This window comes from Burkholderia sp. MSMB1078WGS (assembly GCF_001528895.1).
In the GTDB taxonomy this organism is placed as follows: domain Bacteria; phylum Pseudomonadota; class Gammaproteobacteria; order Burkholderiales; family Burkholderiaceae; genus Burkholderia.
The window spans coordinates 223339-249964 of record NZ_LPDI01000102.1 but is presented as its reverse complement, the minus strand read 5'-3'; the positions used below and the strand labels follow the sequence as shown (position 1 = coordinate 249964).

The following is a 26626-nucleotide window of genomic DNA, read 5'->3' as shown; positions in this document are numbered from 1 at the left end:
GGAGCGCGAACATGACGATCTCGACATGCAAGCGGCTGGCCGGTTTCACCGCGGCTGCCGCCATCCTTGCGGTCGCACCGGTCGCGGCGTCGGCGCACGGCAAGCTGGAAAGCGCCGCACCGGCGGCCGGCAGCACGGTCGACGCGGCGCCCGATACGGTGCGGCTCACGTTCAACGAAGACCTCGAACCGGCGTTCAGCTCGGTGAAGGTGTCGGATGCGAGCGGCAACGCCGTCACGCAGGACAAGGCGAAGGTCGATGCATCGAACCCGCGCGTGATGACCGTCGCGATGCCGAAGCTGGCAGCAGGCGCGTACACCGTGCAGTGGGCGGCGATGACGGCCGATGCGCATCGCACGAAGGGCACCTATACGTTCCGGGTGAAGGAATGAACGACGGCATCGTCGGCCTGTTGCGGCTCGTGGCGGTGGCGATCCAGAACGCCGGGTTCGCGGTGGCCGTCGGTGCGGTGCTCGGTCGCCGCTGGCTCGCGCGCGGCGCGTCCGCATGGCAGCACGACGTCGGCCGGCGGCTCGTCGCGACGCTGCGCATCGCATCCGTCGTATCGCTGCTCGCGAGCGTCACCGCGTTCTGGGCGCACTGCGCGCTGATGAGCGAAGTGCCGCTGCTCGACGCGGGGCCGGCGGTGTGTTCGATGCTTGCGCGCACCGGGTTCGGTCATGCGTGGCTGGCCGGCACGGTGTTCATGCTCGTCGTCGTGCTGCTGTCGTTCGTCGGGCGCGCGAACGACACGCGGTTTCCGTTCGCGATGATGGCCGCGCTTGCCGCTGTCGCGCTGGCGCGCAGCAACGGCGGCCATCCGGTGGACGCCGGGCTGTTCAGCGTGCCGGTGTGGGTCGACTGGCTGCATCTGCTGGCGATCAGCGCGTGGGTCGGGCTCGTGCTCGTGACGGCGTTCGGCCTGATGCCGCGGCTCGCCCGCATGCCGGCGAGCGAGCGCATGACGGGCGCGGCGTTCGTGCAGTCGCTGTCCGATGCGTCGACCCGCGCGTTGATCGTGCTGTTCGCGACCGGCGCATACAACGGCTGGCGCGGCGTCGCCACGCCCGCCAACCTGCTCGCATCGACGTACGGGCAGATCCTGCTGCTGAAGCTCGCGCTCGTGCTGGTTGCCGCGACGCTCGGCGGGCACAACCGCTTCTTCGGGATGCCGAAGCTGCTGGACGCGTTGAAGGACCCGGCCGCCGCGATGCCGGCACGCGCGTCGAAGCAGTTCGGCGCGGTGCTGCGGATCGAGGCGGTCGTGCTCGGCGGCGTGCTGATGGCGGCGGCCGTGCTCGTGTCGAGCGCGCTGCCGGGGACGGTCTAGCGCGGCGGGTTTTCGTCGGAAGATCGGCTGCCTTGTCGGGACTCGACCGGGCGACGCAGGGCGAAAGCGCGTGATGACGGCGATTACATCGGCCTGTCTTCCGATTACCGGAAACTGTCATTGAGCGCCGCTAAGCTTTCGTCACCCTCACAACCGGGATTCCCGCCATGCGCTCGACAATCCGCCTGTTTGCCCCGCTATTGCTGCTCCCGACGCTCGCCGCGCCGGTATTCGCCGCGACCGCCGCGCCCGTCAGCCCGAACTGCGGCGGCAGCACGACGCCGATCGCGGAGATCCAGGGGCTGGGCGCGCCGTCGCCGCTCGCCGGTCAGAACGCGTCGATCGAAGCCGTCGTCACCGCCGATTTCGGCGGCACGGACGGCTTCGGCGGCTTCTTCGTCCAGCAGGCCGATGCGCAGCGCCGCAACCAGCCGGGTGTGTCCGAAGGCCTGTTCGTCTATGCGCCGAAAGCGCGCGCGAAGGCCGGCGATCTCGTGCACGTGACGGGCAAGATCGAGGAGAAGTACGGGCAGACGCAGCTCACGCTGTCGGGCGCGATCGCGGTGTGCGCGAACGGCCAGACGGTCACGCCCGCGACGCTCATGCTGCCGGTCGACAGCCCGAACGCGTTCGCCGCGTACGAAGGGATGCTCGTGCGCCTGCCGCAGACACTGAGCGTCACCGACAACTACGAACTCGGCCGTTACGGCAGCGTGATGCTCAGCAACGGCCGCCTGCGCACGCCGACGAGCGTCGTGCCGCCCGCGCAGGCGCAGACGCAGATCGACGCGAACGCGCGCAACCGCCTGATCCTCGACGACGGCTCGAACAAGCAGAATCCCGCGACCGTGCCGTACCCGGCGCCGGGCCTGTCGGCCGCGAACACGCTGCGCGCGGGCTACACCGTGCGCGACGTCGAAGGCGTGCTCGAAGTGCGTTACGGCGCATGGCGCGTGCAGCCGCTGCCCGGCGCGGCCGTGCCGGCGTTCGACGCACGTGCGAACCCGCGCACGAACGCACCGGCGCGCGACCCGAAATCAAACCTGCGCGTCGCGTCGTTCAACGTGCTGAACTACTTCAACGGCAACGGTCTCGGCGGCGGCTTCGACGATCCGAACAATCGCGGCGCGAAGACCTTCCAGGAGTTCCAGCGCCAGGAAGCGAAGATCGTCAGCGCGCTGAAGGCGATCGACGCCGACGTGATCGGCCTGATGGAAATCCAGAACAACGGTTACGGCGAACTGAGCGCGGTGCGCCAGCTCGCGGCGAAGCTCGGCAACCACTGGCGCGTGGTCGATCCGGGCACGTCGCGGCTCGGCGGCGACGCGATCGCAGTCGCGATGATCTACGACAGCCGCAAGGTCGAACCGGTCGGCCGCGCGGCGACGCTCGCGATCGACGACAAGAACCGTCAGCCGCTCGCGCAGTCGTTCCGGCTGATCGGCGGCAACAAGCAGGCGCTGACGGTGGCCGTGAACCACCTGAAGTCGAAGAACTGCCCGGACGCCGCGAACGACGATCTCGACCAAGGCGATGGCCAGGGCTGCTGGAACCCGACTCGCACGCGCGCGGCGGCGAAAGTCGCCGACTGGCTGGCCGGCAACCCGACGGGCGTCCAGAGCCAGGGCGTGCTGCTGATCGGCGACTTCAACAGCTACACGTACGAAGATCCGATCCGCACGCTCGAATCGCGCGGTTACCGCAACCTCGTCGCGCGCTGGATCGGCGCGAACGCGTACAGCTACGTGTACAACGGCGAAGCCGGCTATCTCGACCACGCGCTCGCGACGCTGCCGCTCGCGTCGCACGTGAAGGCCGTGCACGAATGGCACATCAACGCGGACGAGCCGGTCGCGCTGCAGTACACGCTCGCGTACAAGTCGGCCGAGCAGCAGAAGACGTTCTACGCGCCGGATGCATATCGCTCGTCGGATCACGATCCGGTGCTGATCGATATCGCGTTGCCGGGCGGCGGGAAGTAATGGTGGTTTGAGTTCCTGCGACAGGCGCGACGCGCGGCAATGCCGTGCGCCGCGCCTGTCCGGGAAAGCCGTTCGAATACCGGGTAAATAATGCCGCGAAAAATCAATCGAACCGGTATTTTATGGATGACGCAGTGCACATCGTTTCTGCAATTGAAGCGCGATTGAGGTGAATCGAATTATCGAATGACGTGCGCATGTCGCTGCACCGTCCCGATCGATCCGGTGATAATAAAAATGAAAGAATGGTCCTGTCGATCCGAAGGCTTTGAATGCGCTGCGCCAATACGGGAAAGGCTTCTACGTTGTGCGGGAAAAGTAAAATATTCGGCGCGGCATTGCCGATGAAGCGCACCTTGCATGAATAATCCCGTTTTCTTTCAAATTCCAGACACTGTCCGCCCTTCGCATCATTGCGGGATTTTTAATATCCGAATGATCTTTGACAACGCGGCGCAGCACCGCCTATTTTTGTCATGTCGTAAATTTCAGTAATACAAAAGTGGTCCAAACTGCAGGGGGCGCGTCCGTGCATCATTCTCGCCGGCAGTTTGCTGTGTCTGTATCAAGTTCAGTCTCTTAGAAGTCCCATCCAACCGCCGATTGCCGACCGTGCAACGCGAGTGGCGGGTATGCCTGCGCGTTTCGCGGGCGTCGGCGGCCTTTGTGACGCGGTATCCGAAATCAAAGGGCAGAGATGAAACCAGACAGGAGCAGTACCGGCAGCCGCCGCGTTCGTCGCGGCCGGCTGGGCGGGCTAGGCGCATTGACCGCCATGACACTGGCGCTCGCGGCATGCGGCGGCGACGATTCGTCGTCCGTCGGCGCGTCGAGCCTCGTACAGGCCACCGCGAGCCAGCAGGCCAGCGCGCAGGCGGCCGGCACCCAGGCGCCGGCGGCCAACCAGCCGTACGTCGACCCGGTCGCGTATTCGATGAACGCGACTGACGGCCTCGCGCCGTCGCAGGTGGCCGAGAAAGCGGCCGTCATGCATTACCAGTGGAAGGGCGGCGGCAAGACGATCGACTACACGACGACCACCGGCCACCTGACCGCGCAGGACGCGAACGGCAACGCGGAAGCGTCGATGTCGTATGTCGCGTACACGGCGCCCAGCACGAACGGCAAGCCGCGCCCGGTCACGTTCGTCTATAACGGCGGGCCCGGCTCGTCGTCGATCTGGCTGCGGCTCGGCTCGTTCGCGCCGACCCGCGTGGCCACGCCCGATCCGCTGTTCGGCAACAACTGGCCGAACTATCCGCTCGTCGACAATGCGGAGAGCCTGATCGACACCACCGACCTCGTGTTCATCGACCCGCCCGGCACCGGGCTGTCGGAAGCCGTGTTGCCGAACACCAACCAGAAGTACTGGGGTTCCGACGCGGACGTGAACATCATGCGCGACTTCATCCAGCGCTACCTGAACGTCAACGGTCGCGGCACGTCGCCGATCTACCTGTACGGCGAATCGTACGGCACGCCGCGCACCGACATGCTCGCGCTCGCGCTCGAATCGGCCGGCGTGCACTTGACGGGCATCGTGCTGCAGTCGTCGATCCTGAACTACTTTGCGGATGCGGTGGAAGCGGTGGCGATCACGCAGTCGACCGAAGGGCTGCTGCTCGACACCGACACGGTGGCCGGCTATCTGCCCGGCTACGCGGCGGTCGCGGCGTACTTCAACCAGGTCTCGCCGGCGCCGGTGAACCAGGATCTGTACGCACTGCAGACGGAACTGTTCACGACGCTGATCTACAGCCAGCTGCAGAAGTACTCGCAGTCGTGGGTGTTGAGCCAGCTCGGCATTCCGGATGCGCTCGGCACGCCGGTGTTCCCGAGCGATGCGACGCTCAGGCTGTGGTCGATCCCGTCGAGCCTCACGCAGCAGGCGCTGCGCGGCTACTTCAACGCGAATCCGTTCGGCACGAGCCTGTTGCCCGGCACGACGATCGGCCGGTACGACGGGCGGGTGTCGTTGCCGAATTCCGATCCGCGGCTGCAGACCGACGGCGATCCGTCCGACATCCTGATCTCGCAGCCGTTCACGAACGCGCTGGCGACACAGATGCCGGACTATCTCGGCTACACGGCTCCGAACGCGACGTACCTGCCGCTGAACGACAACATCATCGGCGTCTGGGACTTCTCGCACGACGGCCAGCCGATGCCCGACACGATCCCCGATCTGCTCGGTGCGCTGCAGCTCAACCCGAAGCTTCGCGTGCTCGCGGAGAACGGCTACCACGATCTCGCGACGCCGTTCTTCAACACGGAGAAGCAGCTCGCGCGGCTGCAGACGGTCAAGGGCCTGAATCCGAAGCTGCAGGTGAACTTCTTCCAGGGCGGCCACATGACTTACCTGGACGACGTCGCCCGTCCGCTGATGAAGCGGGATCTGCAGACGTTCTACAAGGGCGCGCGGATTCCGACGGCGCTGACGCTGCGCATGCTGCCGCCGCCGTGGCCGGACGAGAACCCGCCCAGCGTGCCGACCGGCAGCGTGCCGGGCGCGACGGCCGCGACGACGCTGGCGGCCGCCCCCTGAGCGACGCACGCCTTGTCGGCGGAACCCTCTATTCATCCATTGAATGCGAGCGATCATGTCCCTAATCCAATTGATGCGGCGTATGTCCCCGTTGATCGTGCTCGGTGCCGTGATGAGCAGTGCCTACGCGTTGCCGCCGCAGGCGGTGGCGCCGGTGAAGCTGCCGCACGGCGGGCGCGGTGTCGACGGTCCGTTCTTTCCTGCCACGCGGGCGGCGCCGGTGTTGCCGTCGACCGGCGCGGCCTTGCAGCAGCAGGCGCAGCAGCGCGTCGACGCGAGGCTCGGCGGCAATACCGTGCTGAGCAACGGCGCAGCCGTGACGAAGGCGCAGGCGCAGAGCAGCGGGCTCGGCTTCGTGTCGAAGCACTTCGACGAGATCGATGCGAAGCACACCGGCCGCGTGACGATGAGCGACGTACGCCAGTTCATCCGGCAGCGGCAGGTGCAGGCGCAGCAGGAACAGCAGGACGAGTGACGTAGCAGGCAGGGCGGCGGCCGTGCGGCTTTGCGGGCGCACCGGCCGCCGAATCGTCGGCGGCGTGGCTAAGGCGCGATCACCGTCATCCTGAACGGTCCACCGTGCTCCGCCGCATGCGCGACCGCGTCGTTCGCGTCGTCGAGCGCGAAGGCCGTCACGTCGAACTGTCCGAGGTCGAGCAGCCCGCCGCGAACGAGCCCGGTCATCAGCGTCACGGCTTGCGTCGGGTACATCCATTTGCCGCGCAGCGTGATGTCGTTGCGCATGATCCACGGATACGGCAGCTCGAGCCCGGCCCCGCCGAGCATGCCGACGCCGCCCATCAGCACCACGCGCCCGTACGGGCGAACCGCCATCACGGCCGCCCGCACCGTCGTTGCCGGCACCGACGGCGGCATCAGGTCGATCACGCAGTCGATCGGCCCCGGCGCGGCCTGCTGCATGCGGATGCGGTCTCCGGTTTCGTCGCCGGTCAGCTCAACCGTGCGCACGCGGTCGCCGAAGCGGCGTTCGAGATTCGCGAGCACGCGCACGTTGCGGCCGGGCGCGACCACGCAGCGCGCGCCCATCGCCAGCGCCACCGCGACGCAGGCGCTGCCGAAATGGCCGGTTGCGCCGCTGACGAGCACGATTTCGCCGGCGCGCAGGTCGGATGCCAGCAGCCCGCCGTAAGGCACGAGCAGGGTATTGAGCGCGCACCAGCGTGCGGCGTCGGCCGACGCGATCGCGCCGATGCGCACCGCGTTCTCGGTCGGCACGCGTAGCCGTTCGGCGAACGGACCGTCGTGAAAGTAGCGCTGCAACTGCTTGCCGCCTTCGCCGCGCGTGCTCCAGCCCTGCAGCACGATGTCGGGCATTCGCGCGTCGTCGCGCGAGCGGACGGTCGGGTCGCAGAATACCCAGTCGCCCGGCTGCAATTGCGTCGCGTCGGGGCCGATTTGCCGGACTCGGCCGATCGCGCCGCAGCCGGGCACGATCGGCAGCTCGAGCGGATAGCGGCGCTCGCCGCTGAACACTTCCCGCGCATAGGGTAGAACCGGCGTCGCGACGACGTCCACGACGACTTCGCCGGTGCCGAGCACGGGGTCCGGCATCGTTTCGATCGTGAGCGGCCTGCCGAACGACTTCAGAATCGCAGCTTTCATGACGCTTCCTGACGGTGGGGATGCGTCGATTCTGGCAGGCTTAGAATCTGCAACAAGGCCCGGCGCGAGCCCAGGATGGGCCGATACCACCCTGCCCGGAGCGAACCCGATGACCGTCACCACGCGAACCCCGTTCGGCGATTTCCTGCGCTCGCGGCGCAAGAAGCTGCGACCGGAGGCCGTCGGCCTGCACGGCGGCCCGCGCCGGCGCACGCCCGGCCTGCGGCGCGAGGAAGTCGCGGAACTGGCCGGCATCGGCGTCGACTGGTACGTACGGCTCGAGCAGGGGCGCGACGTCAACCCGTCGGAGGCGACGCTCGACGCGCTGGCGCGCGCGTTGCGGCTCGACAAGGCCGAGGCCCTCCATCTGCGCACGCTCGCACGCCGCGACGGCCCTCGTGCGTTCGTGCCGGAACGCGTGCCGCCGACCCTCGCGCGGCTCGTCGCGCACCTTCAGCAGCCTGCCTACGTGACCGGCCGGCGCTGGGACATCCTCGCGTGGAATGCCGCCGCGGCCGAGGTGCTCGGCTTCGACCGGCTGGCGCAAGCCGATCGCAACATCCTCGTCTACATGTTCGAGACGCCGCACGCGCGTGCGCTGTTCGCCGCGAGCTGGGCCGACGAGGCGCGGCGGATGATCGCGCTGTTTCGTACGAGCCACGATCTCTACGCGAGCGATCCGGCGTTCGTCGCACTGGTTGCGCGATTGCGCGCCGGCAGCAGCGAATTCGCGCAATGGTGGGATGCGCATGACGTGCGCAGCGGCGTGTCGGGCGAGAAGGTGCTCGTGCATGCGCAACGCGGCACGCAGCGCTACGAGTACGCGACGTTCCAGGCGAACGACGATCCCGCGCTGAAGCTGGCGATCTATACGCCGGTGAACGGCGATGAACGGACCTGATGCGGTCGTGACCGGCACCGCCAGACGGCCACGCAGCGAAGCATCGGCTTCATGCGCGACCGCAGGCGGTCAGGCGTAAGGGTGGGGGTGGCTCACGCCGCCCGTCGAGCGGACAGCCGATTCCACAGCATGCCGGAGCGGCTGCCGCTGCGGCAATACGCGAGCACCGGCTTCGGCAGCGTGTCGACCAGTGCGCCGAACGCGTCGACTTCCGCGTCGCCGATGCGGTCGCGCTCGACCGGCAGGTAGCGCGCGTCCATTCCCAGTTCGCGCGCGGCCGCGGCGATCTCCTCGAACGACGGCTGATCCGCGCCTTCGCCATCCGGCCGGTTGCAGATCACCGCACGAAAGCCCGCATTGCGAATCGCCTTCAGGTCGGCCGGCGTGATCTGCCGCGACGCGGTGAAGCCGGTCGCCGCGGTCGCCCGGCATTGCTCGATCGCCCGCGCGAAACAGCCGATCGCGAAGTCGACGTCCTGCTCCGTCGTGAAGCGCCCGAAGCTGATGCGCACGGTACGCCCGGCCGTTTCCGCATCGAGGCCGATCGCGGTCAGCACGTGGGACGGTGCGCCGCTGGTCGAATTGCATGCGGAGGTGGACGACACGGCGAGCGCTTCGCCGAGCATGAACGGGAAGAAGCCCGGCGCATCGACCGTCAGGCTCAGCGTGTGCGGGATGCGGCGGGCGGCGGCCGCGTTCTGCGTGACGTCGCCGAGCGCGAACAGCGCGTCGGTGAGCCGCGCGCCGAGCGCAGCGATCCGCGCGGCTTCGCCGTCCAGTTTTTCGGCGGCGAGTTCGCACGCGACGCCCATGCCGACGATCTGATGCGTCGCGAGTGTGCCCGAACGCAGCCCGCGCTCGTGGCCGCCGCCGTGAATCTGCGGCGCGATCCGGCTCGCGATCTCGCGGCGGACGAACAGCGCGCCGATCCCCTTGGGGCCGTACACCTTGTGGGCGGACATCGACATCATGTCGATGCCGAGCGCGCGCACGTCGATCGGTGTCTTGCCGAGCGCCTGCGCGGCGTCGACGTGGAGCAGCGCGCCGGCGGCGTGCACGATGCGGGCGATCGCACCGATGTCGGTCAGCGTGCCGATCTCGTTGTTCACGAGCATCAGCGACACGAGGCCGGTGTCGGGGCCAAGCGCGCCCGCCACCGCGTCGGCGGTGATTTCGCCGTGGGCGTCGGGCGTCAGGAAAGTGACCTGCATGCCGCGCTTCGACAGGTTCGCCATCGTGTCGAGCACGGCCTTGTGCTCGAGGCGGCTCGTGATCAGGTGGCGCTTGCCGGTCGCGTTTTCCGCATAACCCTTCAGCGCGAGGTTGTTCGATTCGGTGGCGCCCGATGTCCAGACGATCTCGTCGGCGTCCGCGCCGATCAGCGCGGCGACCTGCGCACGGGCGTGCTCGACCTTGTCCTTCGCCTGCCGGCCGGCGGCGTGCGAGCTGGAGGCGGGATTGCCGAAGATGCCGTCGAAGCCGAGGCAAGCCGTCATCGCCTCGATCACGGCAGGGTCGGCGGGGGTCGTGGCTGCGTAGTCGAGGTAGTGCAGCGGGGTGGGTTCGCTCATGTCCGTCTCTTGCTCATTGCGTAGTGACGGAAATGATACGGGGGACAGAAGGGAAAAAGGATCCAAAGTTGGCTGGGGATTCCGCTCGATGTGGAATAACGTTTCCTCTATATGTGAAATGGGGGAATTCGTTTCTTTTTGGGCCAGCCGAGTGCGGTGGCGCCGGCATGCCGGCTCGCGCGTATCGAGCCTCTCGCGTTGCATCGATATTTCTCACCATCCGAATTCCTCGCAAGCTCCGCACGAGACGATTTTTTCGGTAAGTGAGCGGTAAGTCGACTGGTCCTACAGTAGCCCCCGTTTCGACTGCCGACTCCAGGAAAACGATTGTGAAAATTGCCGCCCGCCGCGCACGTCCGTTATGGCTGATTGCCGCTTCATTCGCACTGTCATCCGCTTCCGCATGGGCGGACGACGCCATGAGCCCGCCCGATCCCGATCATTCGGGGCTGACCATCCTCGACCACGCGACGAACGTCACGCATTGGGGATTGGGGGCCGGCGTCGGCGTCGAACCGTCGGTCTACAGCGGCGACGGCACCCGCGTATTGCCTTTTCCGCTGGTCTACTTCGACAACAAATGGGTGCAGGCCATCGGCACCACGGTCGATCTGAAAATCGGCAGCTGGAGCGGCGTCCATCTCGCGCTGCGTGGCCAGTTCTCGCTGTTCGACGGATACAAGGGCTCGGACGCACCGATCCTGAACGGCATGGACAATCGCAAGGGCGCGTTGTGGTACGGCCCTGCACTGTCATGGAACACGCGCTTCGGCACGTTGTCGGGCAGTTTCCTGCTCGGCGGAAACAAGGGCGAGCGCGCGAAGATCGGCTTCGAGAAGGCGTTCGCGCTCGGCGCGTTTTCGATCGCGCCACATGTCGGCGCGGAATGGTTGAGCAACAAATACGTCGACTACTATTACGGCGTGCGACCATCCGAGGCACGTGCGTGGCGCGCCGCATACAGCGCGGGTTCGGCCGTGAACGTGTCGGCCGGCACCCGTATCGACTACCGGCTGACGAAGCAGCAGACGGTTTTCGTGGACGTGGGTGTGTCCCGACTCGGCGACGGCATCACCGACAGTCCGCTCGTCGGAAGACGGTTCGTTCCCGAGGCCAGAATCGGCTACATGTATCGGTTCAAGTGAGTGCGAGTATGCCAAGGGTGGCGATTGTCGAGGATCACGAGCGCCTGGCCGGCCTGCTGGCTCAGGCGCTGGCGGCGGCGGGGATCGAATCCGACCGGTTCGGCAATGCTCGCGAAGCCGCTTACGGTATCGACCGGGCCGATTACGCGCTGCTGATCGTCGATCGAGGATTGCCCGACGGAGACGGCCTGGCGTTCTTGCGGACGCTGCGCGCGGCGGGGCGCATGATGCCTTGCCTGATGCTGACGGCGCGCGACGCGTTGCATGACCGCATCGACGGACTCGAAAGCGGGGCCGACGACTATGTGACCAAGCCGTTCGAAATGAGCGAACTCGTCGCCCGCGTCCGCACGCTGATGCGGCGCCCGGCGCTGCTCACGGCCCTCGTCGCGTCGTTCGCGGACGTGACCGTGGACCCGCCCCAGCGCGCGATGCGCTGTGGCGATCGGACGGTACTGCTGGCGCCGGCCGAACTGCAGATCATGCTCTGCCTGATCGAAGCCGCGGGCCGGACCGTCCGGCATTCGAACCTCGAGCATGCCGCATGGGGGTTCGCGGAGGCGGTCACGCCGAACGCGCTCGAGGTGACCGTGCACCGCTTGCGCAAGAAACTGACGGCGATCGGCGCAACGACGCGGCTCACCAATATCCGCGGCGCCGGCTTCGCGCTGCGCGACGCGTGACGATGCTTCGCCGCGTGTCCCAGATTGCCGCCCCCCGCAGGAAAACCGCGATGTTCCGTCATTGGATCCTGCGCCTGTCGACGCGCCTATGGGTGACCAACGTCGTCGCGTTCGCCGTCAGCCTGGCGCTGCTGTCCGCGCTTTCCATGTATTTTCTCGCTCGATATCCGGAATTTCTCGGGCGGCGCCAGCAGATGGAGAGCATCCGTCATATCGAGGCCGGAATGCGCTTCGACGCGGCCGGGCGGCCGGTATCGGTGCGATTGGGCGAGCATCCGGCGGCGATGTTCCGGCTCTTGCCAACCGACGCGATGTACCGCGTGCTCGATGCGACGGGGAAGGTGTTGCTGGCGTCGACGCCGTCGAACGGCGATCGGCCGTGGCTGACGGAGGATCTCGCGACGGCGGCCGGCAAGGTATTGCCCGTCACGATCGACGGCAAGGCGTACGCGGTCGCGACGCAGCGCGCATCGAACGGTAGCGTCGTCCATTACGTGCAGATGGCGCAAAGCAGGCAACTCGTCGATGCGCTCGTCATGACGAGGATCGATCCGATACCGAAGACCGTCGCGTATGTGCTCGCCATCGCGACCGTCATTTTCGGACTGACGCTGCCGTTGACGATCGGCCACGTGCTGAAGCCGTTGCGGGAAGTATCGCGTGCCGCGCGGGAAATCGAGCCGCGCAATCTGAAAACACGGCTGTCTTCGGCCGGTATTCCCAGCGAGATCAAGCCGCTGATCGATGCGTTCAACGACGCGCTGAGCCGGCTCGAGAATGGCTTCGCCGTTCAGCAGCAGTTTCTGGCCGACGCCGCGCACGAGTTGCAGACACCGCTCACGCTGGTCAGAGGGCAGATCGAGCTGCAGCCCGACATCAGCCAGAAAGCGCTGCTGCTTCGCGAGATCGACTTGATGGCCCGGCAGGTCAAGCAACTGCTGCATCTGGCCGAAGTCAGCGAAGCGCAGAACTTCAGCTTCGACGACGTGAACGGCGACGAGGTCGCGCGCGACGTCGTGAGCTTGCTGGCCGGCAAGGCCGATGCGAAGCAGGTGAAGCTCCATATCGAAGCGCGCGATTCCGCGTCACGCATACGGGCGGACGGCGGGGCGCTTTTCATCCTGCTCAAGAACCTTGTCGAGAATGCGATCAATGCGTCGCCGTTGGATGGCGTCGTCGTGCTGACCGTTCTCGAGACGGCGATTCATGTCGACGATGAAGGGCCGGGCATTCGGCGGGAGCATCTTCCGCTGCTTTTCGACCGATACTGGCGGGCGCCGGATTCGCGGTATGACGGCGCTGGGCTCGGGCTGGCGATCTGCAAGGAGATCGCCGAGGCCCATCGATGGAAGTTGACGGTCGATGTACTCGCAACGGGGACGCGGTTCAGTGTCTGGTTTTAGTTGGCATGAAGGGATTTCGACCCCTCACGCAAGCCGCGCGGGTCCGTGGGTTACCTTGGTGACGGGTGCGGAGGAGTGCGCCTGTCATGCTGACGTGTCGCTTTTCACCGCCCCCTTGTCCGACGTCGATTTTTCGATATAATGAACTCACGTTCGGAATGACGAACGTGAGAATTCAAGCATCCAGAGTCGGGTTATCCGACGCCAACCTGCCCTCCCGGGCAAGGTGGACGCCCTCGAGGCGATGCGGCCGATTGACGGCAACGAAGCGGGAGCAGCATGGCTGGCACCGGTTCGATCACCATTCATCCGGAGCAACCATGAGCCAAGTTTCCTCCGCTTCCCGCCCGACCGTCTGTGAAGACTGGTCGCACTTCCTTCCCGGTTTCACGTTGACGCATACGGTTCATCTCGTTTCGAGACGGCTTCCGGGCATCGTTTCGACCGCGGAGGCCGTGCTCGAAGGTGAAACGGCGACGGTCGATCGTTGGGCCATCACCCGCTGTGGCGACGTTCTCGAACAAAAGATCGTGCTCGGTGAGATGACGGAAGGGCAAGCGGTGCGGCTGCGTGAGCGGCTTGCCGCGCTGGAGGGGGTGCTCCGGGCGCGGGTGGAGCATCATTTCGTTCGGAGCCGATCAGCGGCGACCTGATATGTGCGGGGAGCGATCGTTAGACGGTGCTTTCGCGTCGTCGTGGAAATATGCATCAGCAGTCGTCACGCACGCCAGGCAAGGCTTCTCGGGAAAAGTGTACATCCTCAGCATGACCACGCATCGTGTGTTTTCTCGCCGTGGTCGCGCTCCGCGCCTGATGCGCTTGCGTTTCTCTGCCTTCCGTCTACGTTCACCCTAGTAATAGGGCCGGTTCTTCGTGAATATGCGGCTTCCAAATCCCTAGCAACGCGTTCTGCATGCAATTAGCGAGGTTCTTGCCGAATACGGCATCACGGCCGAGCAACTTTTCGGACGACGTCGTGCCGTGGCATCAGGCGAGCGTGCGCCGGTCGCGCCGAAGTATCGCGATCCGAAAGGCGGCAAGATCTGGAGCGGGCGTGGCAAGGCTCCGCAATGGATTGCAAGCGCGAAGAATCGCGATCGGTTTTGATCGAGCAATGAGCGGCGTCAATCATTGAGCACGACGAAGCCGACGTTATCGGATGGAAACTACCTGGCGATTTGTCGTGAGCGGACGGTCTTTGCCGCTAGGGCAAACGGGCACGGCGACGCGTTCCCGCACGCGGCGATGATCGTCACGGCTGGATAGGCTACCTTTACCCGCGACGGTGTCGAAGTGTGGAACTGCAGTGCGCGCTACGCCGCTGCCCACTTCAACACTCAGTCGATCCAGGAGATGAGGTCGCAAGGTCAAGGCTCAGACTAGGCTCGAAATCAGGTGGCAGCCACACGTGGCGCAATGGCCGTGCCGTGCGATCGGAACACTATCATCGGTCATCGACGAGTCGCCTTCCTCGATGAGGTTTGGCGACACGTCGGGATGTTGGGGGCACGACACGCGATCGCCTTTGCGTGCGACAAAGCGGCCGTCGAAGCGCATTGTGCTAGACCCCGTTTCAACCTTGCCGCCGTGATCGGTGGCGTCACCGACGCGGATGAGATTCATCATTTCGCGGGCTCGCTAGCAGCGGATTGCCGCAGACCAACGCCAAGGCCGTTGCCCCGCAGTCGGTTACTGCTTACCCAACCTCGAACGGGGGGGCCTTCTTTGAATTCTGATAAGCGACCGACGTGAATCCGTGATAGCTGGTGTACGCATCGACGGACTGTCCAGTCAAAATAAAGACTCCTGGCAATTTGCACGAGTAATCTGGCGCTGAGTAAAACTGAAGCCTACCGCCTCCTATGACTACCATCCCACCTTCCGAATGAGGTATGGCAGTAGCAGTCTGCGACGCATTCTTATTGAGTTCTTCGCAGTTCGAAGTCGCCTTCGATGGTTTTCGAATACAGTCAGAAATGAATTTTCGGTATTTTTCTTCATTTACCTTTAGCACGTCCGGATGATCTGGGTCTCGCGTCACGTCCAGCGCCTTCATCGAATTTGTATCCAAATTCACCCAACCGATGGCCACTTGTTTATCGAGGTTGTCGGGGCTGTCCGCAGCGATATACAGTCTGACGCTATAGACTCCATCAGATACATCCTCGATATCAGCTTGGATGTCCTTCTTGTTCATTGCAACATGCTCAAGCGGGGGTACAACCAACTCCTTTAATTCGTTCTTACATACTTCGGCGGAGGCGTATGCGCCGCACGAAATCGCCATTAAAAAGGTGGCTGCTGCGATTTTCTCAAATATTTTCATATCGGATCACTGAAATGAATTTACAATTCGAGGCATTATTGATTCGAGTGTTTTTCGGTAAATTGCCTGCGCGTTTGCATAAATTGAGAGCCATCGAGCGTAATTCCCATTATAGTGCGCAATGTACCTTGCCTTGAACTCCATGCCTAACGGCAACGCACAATATTGACGTGCTCGCCCACGACCAGTGGGCCGGCACGCGGTCATTGCCCGAATTGCTAGCCTACGTAGCATAGATGGGATTAACCGAAGTCCACATCTTTTGAGCGAATCTGCAGTGTGGAGGGGGGCGGGGCGGCGTACCTATACCGGGGAGAAGGGGCGTTTCGTGGAGGCTCCACCCTGCAATTTCTCTCGAAACCGGAAGTCGATAGCACCGATTTTGTGCTCGATAGAGGATGCAAATTAAAAGCGTTCCGCGCCCTGTTCAGCAAGGGCTTGAGGCAATTTTGCCCCCTTCCGCGGAACGCTTTTCCAAGAGGTCACGGAATGCTTTCATTTCTCACGAACAGCTGACAAGGGGAAAACATCCCCCTCACTCCACCGTCACCGACTTAGCCAGATTCCTCGGCTTATCGATATCCGTCCCCCGCGCCAGCGCCGCGTGATACGCGAGCAGTTGCATCGGCACCGTATGCAAGATCGGCGACAACGGTCCGTAATACTCGTTGAGCCGAATCACCTCGATCCCTTCGCTCGGCACGATCCCGCAGTCCACATCCGCGAACACGAACAGCCGCCCATTCCGCGCACTGACTTCATGCATGTTCGACCTGAGCTTCTCGAGCAACATGTCGTTCGGCGCGACCGCGATCACCGGCATTTCATTGCTGACGAGCGCCAGCGGCCCATGCTTCAGCTCCCCCGCCGGATAAGCCTCCGCATGGATATACGAAATCTCCTTCATCTTCAGCGCCCCTTCGAGCGCGATCGGATAATGCATCCCGCGCCCGAGAAACAGCATGTTGTCGCGTCGCGCGAGCAACTCCGACCACGCCATGATCTGCGGTTCCAGCGCGAGCACCTTCGACATCGCATCGGGCAGATGCCGCAGCGCGCGCAGATGCTCCTTTTCTTCATCGTCGCTCAATCGCCCGCGCACCTGCGCCAGTGACAGCGTCAGCAGGAACAGCGCAACGAGCTGCGTCGTAAACGCCTTCGTCGACGCCACGCCGATCTCGACTCCTGCGCGCGTCACGAATTGCAGCGCGCATTCGCGCATCAGCGCACTCGTCGCGACGTTGCAGATCGCGAGCGTGTGCGTCATCCCGCTGCGCTTCGCGACATGCACCGCGCCGAGCACGTCAGCGGTTTCACCGCTTTGCGACACCGCAACCACCAACGTGCGCGGATTCGGCACACCGTCGCGATAACGAAACTCGCTTGCGATTTCCACACTCGCCGGCAGCTTCGCGATGCTCTCGATCCAGTACTTCGCCGTCAGCGCCGCGTGATAGCTGCCGCCGCACGCGAGCAGCAGCACCGAATCGACGTCGTTGAACACGCGCCACGCGCCGTCGCCGAACAGCTCCGGCATGATCGACGAAACGTCGAGCAGCGTATCGGCCACGGCCTGCGGCTGCTCGAAGATCTCCTTCTGCATGTAGTAGCGATACGATCCGAGATCGGCCGCGCCGCTATGCGCGGCGACGCGTTGCACCGTGCGCTCGACGCGCTGGCCGGCCGCGTCGACGATCCAGTAGCGATGCAGTTGAATATCGGCGACGTCGCCGTTTTCCAGGTAGGCAATGCGATCGGTGATGCCGGACAGCGCAATCGCGTCGGACGCCAGAAAATTCTCGCCTTCGCCGACCCCGACCACGAGCGGCATCCCGTCGCGCGCACCGACGATCCGGTGCGGCTCGTCGCGGCACATCACCGCGATCGCATAGCTGCCGCGCAGTCGCGCGACCGCACGCCGGACCGCGTCGAACAGGTCGCCGTCGTACAGGTGATCGATCAGGTGCGCGATCGCCTCGCTGTCGGTCTGGCTCGCGAACACATAGCCGTGCGCTTGCAGTTCCGCACGCAACCGATCGCAGTTTTCGATGATCCCGTTGTGCGACAGCGCGATGCGCGCGTTGGCGTCGCTCGGCGAGAAGTGCGGATGTGCGTTGAGCGTTACGGGCGCGCCATGCGTGGCCCAGCGCGTATGCGCGATGCCCGTGTAACCGGACAGCCCCTGCGCGGCGATCTCGCGCTGCAGGTTCGCGACACGATCGACGCTGCGGGCGCGCGCCAGCGCGCGGTCGCGGTAGACCACGACGCCGCACGAATCGTAGCCGCGGTATTCGAGCCGCTTCAGGCCGTCGACCAGGTTCGGCAGGATGTCCCGCTGGGCAACCGCCCCGACAATTCCACACATATCGCGCTCCGTAAATGTCCCGTCTGGATCAGTGAGAGCGATGGTAGAAGCAGTTGAATGGAATTTAATTTCAAAAAGAGAAGATAAATGAAATGAATAGCTGATCGGCTATCATGTTGAAATTAAATTTCACTCGCTGACCGGAAGGAGTGGCCAATGGCCGGCATCACCCTCGACGAGCTCGACCTGCGCATCCTCGCGATCCTGCAGGACGACGCGTCGGTCTCGAACCTTCAACTTTCCGAGCGCGCGCTATCGTCGCCGCCCACCTGCATGCGTCGCGTGCGGCGGCTGACGGAGGCCGGCGTGATCCGTCGGCACGTCGCGGTGCTCGACCCGGTCGCGATCGGCACGGCCGTCACCGCGTTGATCGAGATCAGCCTGGACCGGCAGACGGCCGAGGACTACGACGCGTTCGAAGCGTACGTGTGCGCGGAGCCGGCCGTCACGCAGTGCTATCGCGTGTCGCCGGGGCCCGATTTCGTCGTGATCGCGGATCTGGCCGATGTCGCCGAATACGACGAATTCGCGCGGCGGCTGTTCACCGGCGCGTCGAACGTCCGCAACGTGCGTACGTTTTTCTCGACGCATCGCGCGAAATTCGAAGCGAACGCGCGGGTCGCGCATGCGATGCGCAAGCGTAGCGGCGGCTAGGTCGCACGACGCGGGCCGAATTCGAAACGCGGAATATCAGAACGCCAGCGCCTGCTGCACCGGATGGTGCGCGCCGCGCGAGAACCCGGCGCCTTCGAGCGACAGCAGCGCGCGCTTGCGATCGATGCCGCCCGCATAACCGGTCAGGCTGCCCGATGCGCCGACCACGCGATGGCACGGCACGATGATCGACACCGGATTGCGGCCGACCGCGCCGCCCACGGCGCGCGCGCCGCTCATCGGCAGCCCGATGCGCTCGGTGATGTCGCCGTACGACACGAGTTCGCCGAACGGAATCGCCAGCAGTTCCTGCCATACCCGTCGCTGAAACGCAGTGCCGCGCAGGTGGATCGGCACCGAGAACGTATCGCGTGCGCCGGTGAAGTACTCGGCGATTTCTTCCGCGACCCGGCGTGCGATTGGCGACGTGGCGAGTGCGTCCGCTTCGCGCACGATCGCCAGCGACGGGAAGTATTTTTGGCCGACGAAGTACAGGCCGGTCAGCACGTCGTCCTCGATGCGCACGGCGATGTCGCCCAGCGGGCTCGGAATCAGGTGAGCGGGAGTCATCGTGACATCTCTCCATGAAGGCGCCATGCATGCAATGCGGCATACGCGCGCCACGGCGCCCAGCGCGCCGCCGCGTGCGGCGCGGAGGACGGCCCGCGCGCGGGTTCGGTGCGGGCGGGCAGCCATGCGTCGTCGGCGGGAAATGCGTTCGGCCATGCCATCGCGCGCATCGCGACGTACTGCACCGCGCGTTCGTCGAAGCCGGGCAGCGCGCGCAGCGCGGCGAGCGTCGCATCGAGCGGCGCCATCGGTTCGAGCGCGAGCGTGCCGTCGTCGACGGCGCGGGCGAGCGACACGATCGCGCGTGCGGTGTCGCGCTCGATGCCGATCGTCTCGAGGGCCGAAGGCGGCAGCATGGCCAGCGTCGCGGCGCAGGGCAGTGCATGCGTGAGGCCCGGCGGTGCGCCGTCGACCGGGTGACCGAAGCGTGCCGCGATCCGTGCGAGCAACGGCGTATCCGCTTGCGCGGCCGCAAGCTGTTCGCCCGCGATGGCACGAATCGCAATCTCGAGGCCGTCGAACGCGCCGGGCGCGCGCAGACCCGGCGCCCCGCTCGCGAGATCGCCGAGATGCGCATCGATCACGTCGGGGCGGCTGTCGAGATCGAACAGCCGGCGCACGCGTGCGAGCACGGCCGGCACGACCGGCGTGAGCGCGGGCGACACGGTGACGGCCAGCGCGAAGCGCTGCGGCACGTGCGCGACGGACAGCCAGCCGGCCACGCGGCGGCCGCCGTTCCGGGCCGGCAGGTCGACGACGCGCGCATAACGCTGCGCGTCGATCCGCTCGACGCCATCGATCTGCCGCTGCGCGAGAAAACGCATCAGGTCGGCCCATGCGAACGGCGGCCGGTACGGCAGCGGGAAGGTCATGTCGCCGTCGGCCGATGCACCGGCCCCTTTACGCAGTCGCAGCGGATTGAGGCCGTAGCGCTGGCGGAACAGGTCGTTGAAGCGCCGTACGCTGCCGAACCCGGCCGTCGACGCGACGACGGCCACCGGCAGCGCGGTATCGGTCAGCAGCCGCTTGGCCATCAGCAGCCGCTGCGTCTGCGCGAACTCGACCGGTGACACGCCGAACTGCATACCGAAGATGCGGCGCAGATGGCGTTCGGTCACGCCGACGCGCCGTGCGAGCGCATCGACGGAATGCGCGTTCAGGAAACCGTCGTCGATCAGCGTCGCGGCCGCGTCGGCAAGATTGCCGGACAGGTCGAGCAGCCCGTGGCCGGGCGCGAGTTCGGGGCGGCAGCGCATGCAGGGCCGGAAGCCGGCTTTCTCGGCGGCCGCGGCGCTCGGGTAGTAGCTGCAGTTGCGCGCCTTCGGCGGCTTCACCGGGCAGACGGGGCGGCAGTACACACCGGTCGTCGCCACGCCGACGAAGAACCAGCCGTCGAAGCGGCGGTTGCGCGAAAGCAGGGCGTCGTAGCAGGTGTCGGGATCGAGGCGCATGGGACGACTGTAAACCATTCGCGCCGTCGATTCTGGCTGGAATCGGACATGTGTCTCCGCCGCCGCGCGGCCGCGCGGCCGCCGGGCCCTGCGGGAAAATCAGGGGAAAAACGGTTAATGCCAATCTGCGGAACAGTCGTCTCTTTTACCGCGGCCAATTTGAGATGACTCATCGAAATCCCCGACTGACACGGCCCCGGCACACACTTATTCTTTGAAAAACGTTTTCCAGACGGATCGGCGAAACGTGCCGTGCGCAGCCGCGCGCCGCCGTTCGCCCCGGCGCCGGTCGCCGGTCAACGAACTTCGTGCGGCGCGACGGGCGCGACCGCGCATCGGAGACATTCATGCCCACTGCCGTCGTCGGCGCCGTGCGCGCGGTTGCCAGCCGCTACCGCTGGACCGTCTGTGCACTGCTGTTTTTCGCGACCGTCATCAACTACATGGATCGGCAGATCCTCGGCCTGCTCGCGCCGATGCTCCAGCACGACATCGGCTGGAGCCAGGTGCAGTACGGCCGCATCGTGATGGCGTTTTCGGCGTTCTATGCGCTGGGCCTGCTCGGTTTCGGGCGCATCGTCGACTGGCTCGGCACGCGCGTGTCGTACGCGGTGGCGATGCTGGTGTGGAGCATCGCCGCGATGCTGCACGCGGCGGTCGGCTCGGTGACGGGGTTCGCGTTCGTGCGCGCGCTGCTCGGCATCGGCGAGGGCGGCAACTTTCCGGCCGCGATCAAGACGACGGCCGAATGGTTCCCGCGCCGCGAACGCGCGCTCGCCACCGGCATCTTCAACTCGGGCGCGAACATCGGCGCGGTGTTCGCGCCGGCGATCATTCCGGCGATCGCCGTGGCCTACGGCTGGCGCGCGGCGTTCGTGATCATCGGCGCGATCGGCATCGTGTGGCTCGCGGTGTGGCTGGTGATGTATCGCACGGCCGACACGCGCGCACTCGCGGCGGAGTACGACGAGCCACGCGACGAAGCCGAAGCGCTCGATGTGGCGAATGCGAACGCCGGCGCGCCGCGCTGGGGCGAACTCATCCGCAAGCGCGAGACGTGGGCATTCCTGGTCGGCAAGTTCCTGACCGACCCGGTGTGGTGGTTCTACCTGTTCTGGCTGCCGAAGTGGCTCAACGAGTCGCGCGGGATGGACATGCAGCACATCGGTTTGCCGCTCGTCTGCATCTATGCGCTGACGACGGTCGGCAGCATCGGCGGCGGCTGGCTGTCGTCGATGCTGCTGCGCGCGGGCTGGAGCGTGAACCGTGCGCGCAAGACGGCGATGCTGATCTGCGCCTGCTGCGTGCTGCCGATCGCGTTCGTGTCGCAGGTGCAGAGCCTGTGGATCGCAGTCCTGATCGTCGGCCTCGCCGCCGCCGCGCACCAGGGCTGGTCGGCGAACCTGTTCACGACCGCGTCCGACCTGTTTCCGCGCCGCGCGGTCGCGTCGGTGGTCGGCATCGGCGGGATGGCCGGCTCGATCGGCGGCGTGCTGTTCTCGGAAGTGATCGGCCAGGTGCTGCAGCGCACCGGCCACTATTGGGTGCTGTTCGCGATCGGCGCGTCGGCCTACCTGATCGCGCTGGCCGTGATGCACGTGCTCGTGCCGAAGATGAAGCCCGCGAAACTCGACGCATGAATCGCGTCGTTGCAAACGAACGCGCCGCCTCGGACGGCGCGTTTTTTGCGTTCGGGGCGGTGACGGGGCGCGACCGCGTCAGCCGGCCGCGGCCGTCGACGCGCGCATGATCAGCCGCGGCTCGAACGTCGAATAGCTCGCGTCGGTGCGCCCGGCGAGCGCGTCGATCAGCTTCTGCATCGCGAACTCGCCCATGTTCTCGCTCTGGATGTCGACGGTCGTCAGCGCGGGCGCCGCGTATGCGCCGTACGGCACGTTGTCGATGCCGGCGACGGATACGTCCTGCGGCAGCCGGAAGCCGAGCGACGCGGCTTCCTTCATGAAGCCGAGCGCGATCAGGTCGTTGTAGCAGATCACGGCCTGCGGGCGCTGCGGCCCGAGCATCACGCGCGAGCACGCGCGCTCGCCGGCCTCGGCGGTCGGCGCATGCGCGTCGTGCACGTCGAGCGTGAGCCCGGCTTCGGCGAGGCAGTCGCGCGCGCCCTGGATCCGTTCGTCGTTCACGCGCGCGGTGCCGAAGCCGAGATACGCGATGCGCGTATGGCCGAGGTTGAGCAGGTGGCGCGCGAGCATGTAGGTCGACAGCCGGTTGTCGATGCCGACGCTCGGAATCGGCAGGCCGGGGCTGCGACGCAGCAGCACGAGCGGCTTGTTGAGGTCGAGCATCCAGCCGGCTTCCTCGTCGGGCATCCGCGTGCTGACGATCAGCCCGTCGACGCGCTGCGCGAGCGCCTCGATCAGCGAACGTTCGCGCGCCTGGCTCTCCTCGGTATCGACGAGCAGCAGCGTGTAGTCGTGCTGCAGCGCGACGCGGTTCGCGCCTTTCACCACGTTCGTGAAGTGCGGGTTGCTGATGTCGAGGATCACGAGGCCGATGGTGCGCGTGCGGCCGGTGATCATCGAGCGCGCGAGCGGGTTCGAACGGTAGCCGAGCCGCTCGATGGCCTCCTTCAGTCGTGCCTCGACGGTCGGCGAGAAGCGCTGCGTGCCGTTCACGTACTTCGATACCGTCGCGACCGACACGCCGGCTTCCGCGGCCACGTCGCGGATCGTCGGGGAAACTTTTTTCATCCGCAGGGTAACGTTTTCGTTCGATAACGCCGGATTGTGGCAGAAAAATCCGGCGCGCGGCCAGCGGTCGATATCGGGAAAGTGCGGATGGGCTGCGAGCGGTTCGGCCATTGACGTTCGGCGCCCCGGCCGCGTATAGTTGGAAAACGTTTTCCGATTGAGATCGATTCAAGGAGATTCGATGAACGCCTCATCCACCGCCGCGCGCAAACCGTTCGGCCGCCTGCTGCTGACGGGCGCGGCCGGCAACCTCGGCCGCCAGTTGCGCGGCGCGCTCGCCGACTGGGCCGACGTCGTGCGTGTCAGCGATATCGCGGCGCTGGGCGACGCGGCCGCGCATGAAGAAATCCGCGTGGTCGACCTGGCCGACCGGCCGGCCGTGATGCAGCTCGTCGACGGCGTGGACGCGATCGTTCACCTCGGCGGCATTTCGGTCGATGCGCCGTTCGACGATCTGGTCGGCGCGAACATCACTGGCACGTACAACCTGTACGAAGCCGCGCGCAAGCACGGCGTGAAGCGCGTCGTGTTCGCGAGCTCGAATCATGCGATCGGTTTTCATCCGGTCACCGAAGTGCTCGATGCCGATTCGCCGCTGCGCCCCGACAGCCTGTACGGGGTGACGAAGTGCTTCGGCGAATCGCTGTCGCGCTACTACTTCGATCGCTTCGGGATCGAAACCGTCTGCCTGCGGATCGGCTCGTCGTTCGAGGTGCCGAAGAACCCGCGCATGCTCGTCACGTTCCTCAGCTATCGCGATTTCATCGAGCTCGTGCGCTGCTCGCTGCTGACGAATCGTGTCGGCCACGCGATCGTCTACGGCGCGTCGGACAACCCGGTGAAGTGGTGGGACAACACGAAGGCCGGCTTCCTCGGCTTCCGCCCGCGCGACAGCTCCGAGCAGTTCGCCGGGCTGTTTCCGGTGACGGCACCGACCGCCGAGTACGACGATCCCGCGCAGCGGTTCCAGGGCGGCGGCTTCGTCGTGGGCGAGCCGATGGAGCGGAAGGCGTCGTAAGCGTCGCCTGCGTCAGGCATCAACGCAGAATGTCGGTCGCCTTGTGCCGCTCGTCGACGCCGTCGATCAGGATCAGCGGGCCGCTCGCGTGCCGTGCGCGTAGCGGCTGGATCTGCCGGTACGCCTCCGATTCGTACCATTCGCGCGCCGTGTCGAGGTCGGGAAACGCGATCGCGATCAGATCGCCGCGCCATACACCTTCGCGTACTTCGGGCCGTGCGCCATGAATCACGAAATGGCCGTCGTACGGCGCAAGCGTGCCGTCGATGCGTTCGAGGTATTCGACGATGTCGTCGCACATGTCGACGTCGTGCAGGTGGGCGATGGCGTAGGCGGTCATGGCAGGCTCCTTGGCGGGATGCGGTTCGAGAGTCGTTGGAGCCATGATCGTGGCGCGGGCGGCGCGCGTCGATTACCTGCGACGTAAGCAAAGCGCGGCAACCGCGCCACATCGTGTTTCAGGCCGCGGTGCGCATCGATCGATGGATGAGCAGCGTAATCCCACGGCACAATCCATCACGCCCGCTTGCGCGCCGGCCGCGCCACGGGCGCCGGCTCCAGCGGCTCGCTGGCCTGCTCGCACAGCCGGTCGAGCATCCGTTGCGCGGCGCCCGCGCAATCCTCGCCCGCCGGCTTGTTCTCGATCGCGTCGATCAGCGTTTCCAGATGCTGCCGGTTCTGCGCGAGCCGCCGTTCGAGCAGCGCGATTTCGCCGACCTTGTGCCGCAGCGCGACCAGCAGTTCGTCGCGCGGCCATGTGCCGAGATCGGGCGGCAGCACCGCACGGATCTCGTCGAGCGCGAAGCCCGCGCGCTGCGCGCGATCGATGATCGCGAGCCGCGTCAACGCTTCCGGCCCGTATTCCCGATAGCCGTTCGCCTGCCGGCGGGCCGGTTCGAGCAGGCCGCTCGCTTCGTAGAAGCGGATGCGCGACGCCGCGAGGCCGCTCGCCTTCGCCAGTTCGCCGATTTTCATGGGGGGCTCCAAAAAGGCTTGACCTTAAAGTTGACTTTAAAGTTATCGTGGGCCATCGTCAATCGAGGATCTGCCACCATGAATCTGTTTGCGCCCCTCACACTGCCCAACGGGGCGGTGATTCCGAACCGTCTGGCCAAGGCTGCGATGGAAGAAAACATGGCCGATGCGGACCACGCGCCGTCCGATGCGTTGCTGCGCCTGTACCAGGCGTGGGCCGACGGTCAGGCCGGCCTGATCCTGACCGGCAACGTAATGGTGGACGGCCGCGCGATGACGGGGCCGAACGGCGTCGTGCTCGAAAGCGACGCGCATCTCGACCGTTTCCGCCGCTGGGCGCGGATCGCCCGCTCGGGCGGCGGGCACGTGTGGATGCAGATCAATCACCCGGGGCGCCAGATGCAGGCGGCGCTCGGCCAGACGACGCTCGCGCCGTCGGCCGTGCCGCTCGCGCTCGGCGCGTTGTCGAAGCAGTTTCCGGTGCCGAAGGAAATGACGGCGGCCGATATCGCCGACGTGCAGCAGCGCTTCGTGCGTGCCGCGCAGCTCGCGGAGCAAAGCGGTTTCACCGGCGTGCAGGTGCATGCGGCGCACGGCTATCTGCTGAGCCAGTTTCTGTCGCCGCTGACGAACCGCCGGCAGGATCGATGGGGCGGCAGCATCGAGAATCGCGCACGCCTGCTGCTCGATATCGTGAAGGCGGTGCGCGCGACGGTATCGCCGGCCTTCGCCGTCGCGGTGAAGCTGAATTCGGCCGATTTCCAGCGCGGCGGTTTCAGCGCGGACGACGCGAAGCGCGTGGTCGAATTGCTGAATCCGCTCGGCGTCGATCTCGTCGAACTGTCGGGCGGCAGCTATGAAGTGCCGGCGATGCAGGGCGAGGCGCGCGACGGGCGCACGCTCGCGCGCGAAGCGTATTTCCTCGAATTCGCGCGCGACATCACGGCCGTCGCGCGCATGCCGCTGATGGTCACGGGCGGGATCCGGCGTCGTGCGGTGGCCGAGCAGGTCGTGAACAGCGGCGTGGCGATGGTCGGCATCGCGACCGCGCTGTCGATCGACCCGAACCTGCCGCGCGACTGGCGCGCCGGCAAGGACAGCGCGCCGGTGCTGGCGCCGATCCGGTGGAAGAACAAGGCGCTGGGCGCGCTGGCGAACATGGCCGTCGTCAAGTTCCAGCTCACGCGGCTCAGCGAAGGGCGTCGCACGCACCCGCAGGTGTCGCCGCTGCGCGCGCTGGTGAAGCAGCAACTGGCCGCGCAGTGCCAGACGCGACGCTACCGGAAGTGGATGGCGGGGCCGCGTACTTGATCGATGCGTCCGGTTGGCCGCGGCGATACCGGAGGCTGACCGACCCGCCGCCGCGCACGCGG

25 protein-coding genes and 1 riboswitch are annotated in these 26626 nt (G+C 65.9%); of the genes, 15 read left to right on the top strand and 10 right to left on the bottom strand.

Going from position 1 to position 26626, the window contains the following annotated elements:
* Window positions 1-11 precede the first annotated feature (11 nt).
* The 5 genes from copC to WT24_RS28715 all read left to right on the top strand — a co-directional run bounded on the left by copC (window position 12) and on the right by WT24_RS28715 (window position 6332).
* Complete coding sequence (copC, locus tag WT24_RS28735) at window positions 12-392, top strand: copper homeostasis periplasmic binding protein CopC (protein WP_060036672.1); 381 nt, start codon at window positions 12-14, stop codon at window positions 390-392.
* A complete protein-coding gene (locus WT24_RS28730) occupies window positions 389-1330 on the top strand; it encodes a CopD family protein (RefSeq protein ID WP_060036594.1) in 942 nt (313 codons plus the stop codon). Before copC ends, WT24_RS28730 begins: the two co-directional genes overlap by 4 nt.
* Before the next feature lie 167 nt (window positions 1331-1497).
* Entirely contained in the window at window positions 1498-3312 is a 1815-nt protein-coding gene (locus WT24_RS28725) for an ExeM/NucH family extracellular endonuclease (protein ID WP_060036592.1), read from the top strand.
* Between the two features lie 697 nt (window positions 3313-4009).
* A complete protein-coding gene (locus tag WT24_RS28720; protein WP_060036590.1) occupies window positions 4010-5857 on the top strand; it encodes a peptidase S10 in 1848 nt (615 codons plus the stop codon).
* 82 nt (window positions 5858-5939) lie between these two features.
* Window positions 5940-6332 (top strand): 2-oxoglutarate dehydrogenase, encoded by a 393-nt coding sequence (locus tag WT24_RS28715; RefSeq protein ID WP_227789689.1) that lies wholly within the window; start codon window positions 5940-5942, stop codon window positions 6330-6332.
* Between the two features lie 68 nt (window positions 6333-6400).
* On the opposite strand, the gene WT24_RS28710 is transcribed toward WT24_RS28715, so the two are convergent.
* Window positions 6401-7480 carry a zinc-binding alcohol dehydrogenase family protein gene (locus tag WT24_RS28710; protein WP_060036588.1) on the bottom strand — a complete coding sequence of 360 codons (1080 nt, stop codon included), beginning with the start codon at window positions 7478-7480 and terminating at the stop codon, window positions 6401-6403.
* Between the two features lie 109 nt (window positions 7481-7589).
* On the opposite strand from WT24_RS28710, the gene WT24_RS28705 reads away from it, so the two are divergent.
* Window positions 7590-8381 carry a helix-turn-helix transcriptional regulator gene (locus WT24_RS28705; protein ID WP_059505544.1) on the top strand — a complete coding sequence of 264 codons (792 nt, stop codon included), beginning with the start codon at window positions 7590-7592 and terminating at the stop codon, window positions 8379-8381.
* Window positions 8382-8473: 92 nt separating this feature from the next.
* Here WT24_RS28705 and WT24_RS28700 read toward each other — a convergent pair whose 3' ends face one another.
* Window positions 8474-9952, bottom strand: a complete 1479-nt coding sequence (locus tag WT24_RS28700) for an aminotransferase class V-fold PLP-dependent enzyme (protein WP_060036586.1) — start codon at window positions 9950-9952, stop codon at window positions 8474-8476.
* A 329-nt stretch (window positions 9953-10281) separates the two neighbouring features.
* Here WT24_RS28700 and WT24_RS28695 point away from each other — a divergent pair, with 329 nt between their 5' ends.
* From WT24_RS28695 to WT24_RS35865, 5 genes are all read left to right on the top strand, one after another.
* Window positions 10282-11097 (top strand): MipA/OmpV family protein, encoded by an 816-nt coding sequence (locus tag WT24_RS28695; protein WP_060036583.1) that lies wholly within the window; start codon window positions 10282-10284, stop codon window positions 11095-11097.
* Window positions 11098-11105: 8 nt separating this feature from the next.
* Window positions 11106-11780 (top strand): response regulator transcription factor, encoded by a 675-nt coding sequence (locus tag WT24_RS28690; RefSeq protein WP_059505539.1) that lies wholly within the window; start codon window positions 11106-11108, stop codon window positions 11778-11780.
* Between the two features lie 50 nt (window positions 11781-11830).
* Entirely contained in the window at window positions 11831-13183 is a 1353-nt protein-coding gene (locus tag WT24_RS28685) for a cell wall metabolism sensor histidine kinase WalK (RefSeq protein WP_060036581.1), read from the top strand.
* A 174-nt stretch (window positions 13184-13357) separates the two neighbouring features.
* A riboswitch (SAM-I-IV-variant riboswitch) is annotated at window positions 13358-13461 on the top strand.
* 42 nt (window positions 13462-13503) lie between these two features.
* Entirely contained in the window at window positions 13504-13836 is a 333-nt protein-coding gene (locus WT24_RS34735; protein ID WP_156441878.1) for a hypothetical protein, read from the top strand.
* Between the two features lie 328 nt (window positions 13837-14164).
* A complete protein-coding gene (locus tag WT24_RS35865; RefSeq protein ID WP_373557249.1) occupies window positions 14165-14290 on the top strand; it encodes an H-NS family nucleoid-associated regulatory protein in 126 nt (41 codons plus the stop codon).
* A 267-nt stretch (window positions 14291-14557) separates the two neighbouring features.
* Here the strand turns inward: WT24_RS35865 and WT24_RS33830 are convergent, their stop codons facing one another.
* From WT24_RS33830 to glmS, 3 genes are all read right to left on the bottom strand, one after another.
* Complete coding sequence (locus WT24_RS33830; protein WP_082742310.1) at window positions 14558-14809, bottom strand: PAAR domain-containing protein; 252 nt, start codon at window positions 14807-14809, stop codon at window positions 14558-14560.
* Between the two features lie 70 nt (window positions 14810-14879).
* Entirely contained in the window at window positions 14880-15509 is a 630-nt protein-coding gene (locus tag WT24_RS33825; RefSeq protein WP_257127576.1) for a hypothetical protein, read from the bottom strand.
* A 535-nt stretch (window positions 15510-16044) separates the two neighbouring features.
* On the bottom strand, window positions 16045-17874 hold the full coding sequence (gene glmS / locus WT24_RS28665; RefSeq protein WP_060036576.1) for a glutamine--fructose-6-phosphate transaminase (isomerizing): 1830 nt from the start codon (window positions 17872-17874) through the stop codon (window positions 16045-16047).
* Between the two features lie 156 nt (window positions 17875-18030).
* Here glmS and WT24_RS28660 point away from each other — a divergent pair, with 156 nt between their 5' ends.
* Complete coding sequence (locus WT24_RS28660) at window positions 18031-18528, top strand: Lrp/AsnC family transcriptional regulator (protein WP_060036574.1); 498 nt, start codon at window positions 18031-18033, stop codon at window positions 18526-18528.
* A 36-nt stretch (window positions 18529-18564) separates the two neighbouring features.
* Here WT24_RS28660 and WT24_RS28655 read toward each other — a convergent pair whose 3' ends face one another.
* Window positions 18565-19098, bottom strand: a complete 534-nt coding sequence (locus WT24_RS28655; RefSeq protein ID WP_060036571.1) for a methylated-DNA--[protein]-cysteine S-methyltransferase — start codon at window positions 19096-19098, stop codon at window positions 18565-18567.
* Window positions 19095-20567 carry a DNA-3-methyladenine glycosylase 2 family protein gene (locus WT24_RS28650; RefSeq protein ID WP_060036569.1) on the bottom strand — a complete coding sequence of 491 codons (1473 nt, stop codon included), beginning with the start codon at window positions 20565-20567 and terminating at the stop codon, window positions 19095-19097. The genes WT24_RS28655 and WT24_RS28650 overlap by 4 nt, the downstream gene beginning before the upstream one ends.
* 329 nt (window positions 20568-20896) lie before the next feature.
* Here WT24_RS28650 and WT24_RS28645 point away from each other — a divergent pair, with 329 nt between their 5' ends.
* Entirely contained in the window at window positions 20897-22189 is a 1293-nt protein-coding gene (locus WT24_RS28645) for an MFS transporter (RefSeq protein ID WP_060036671.1), read from the top strand.
* A 78-nt stretch (window positions 22190-22267) separates the two neighbouring features.
* Here the strand turns inward: WT24_RS28645 and WT24_RS28640 are convergent, their stop codons facing one another.
* Window positions 22268-23371 (bottom strand): LacI family DNA-binding transcriptional regulator, encoded by a 1104-nt coding sequence (locus WT24_RS28640; RefSeq protein ID WP_060036568.1) that lies wholly within the window; start codon window positions 23369-23371, stop codon window positions 22268-22270.
* Between the two features lie 70 nt (window positions 23372-23441).
* Here WT24_RS28640 and WT24_RS28635 point away from each other — a divergent pair, with 70 nt between their 5' ends.
* Window positions 23442-24278, top strand: coding sequence for an NAD(P)-dependent oxidoreductase (locus WT24_RS28635; protein WP_059503938.1), 837 nt, complete (start codon window positions 23442-23444; stop codon window positions 24276-24278).
* A gap of 19 nt (window positions 24279-24297) precedes the next feature.
* On the opposite strand, the gene WT24_RS28630 is transcribed toward WT24_RS28635, so the two are convergent.
* On the bottom strand, window positions 24298-24618 hold the full coding sequence (locus WT24_RS28630) for a DUF1330 domain-containing protein (RefSeq protein ID WP_059503937.1): 321 nt from the start codon (window positions 24616-24618) through the stop codon (window positions 24298-24300).
* Window positions 24619-24794: 176 nt separating this feature from the next.
* On the bottom strand, window positions 24795-25253 hold the full coding sequence (locus tag WT24_RS28625) for a MerR family transcriptional regulator (protein WP_060036567.1): 459 nt from the start codon (window positions 25251-25253) through the stop codon (window positions 24795-24797).
* Window positions 25254-25331: 78 nt separating this feature from the next.
* Here WT24_RS28625 and WT24_RS28620 point away from each other — a divergent pair, with 78 nt between their 5' ends.
* A complete protein-coding gene (locus WT24_RS28620) occupies window positions 25332-26564 on the top strand; it encodes an NADH:flavin oxidoreductase/NADH oxidase family protein (protein ID WP_059794910.1) in 1233 nt (410 codons plus the stop codon).
* The last annotated feature ends 62 nt before the right edge of the window (window positions 26565-26626 follow it).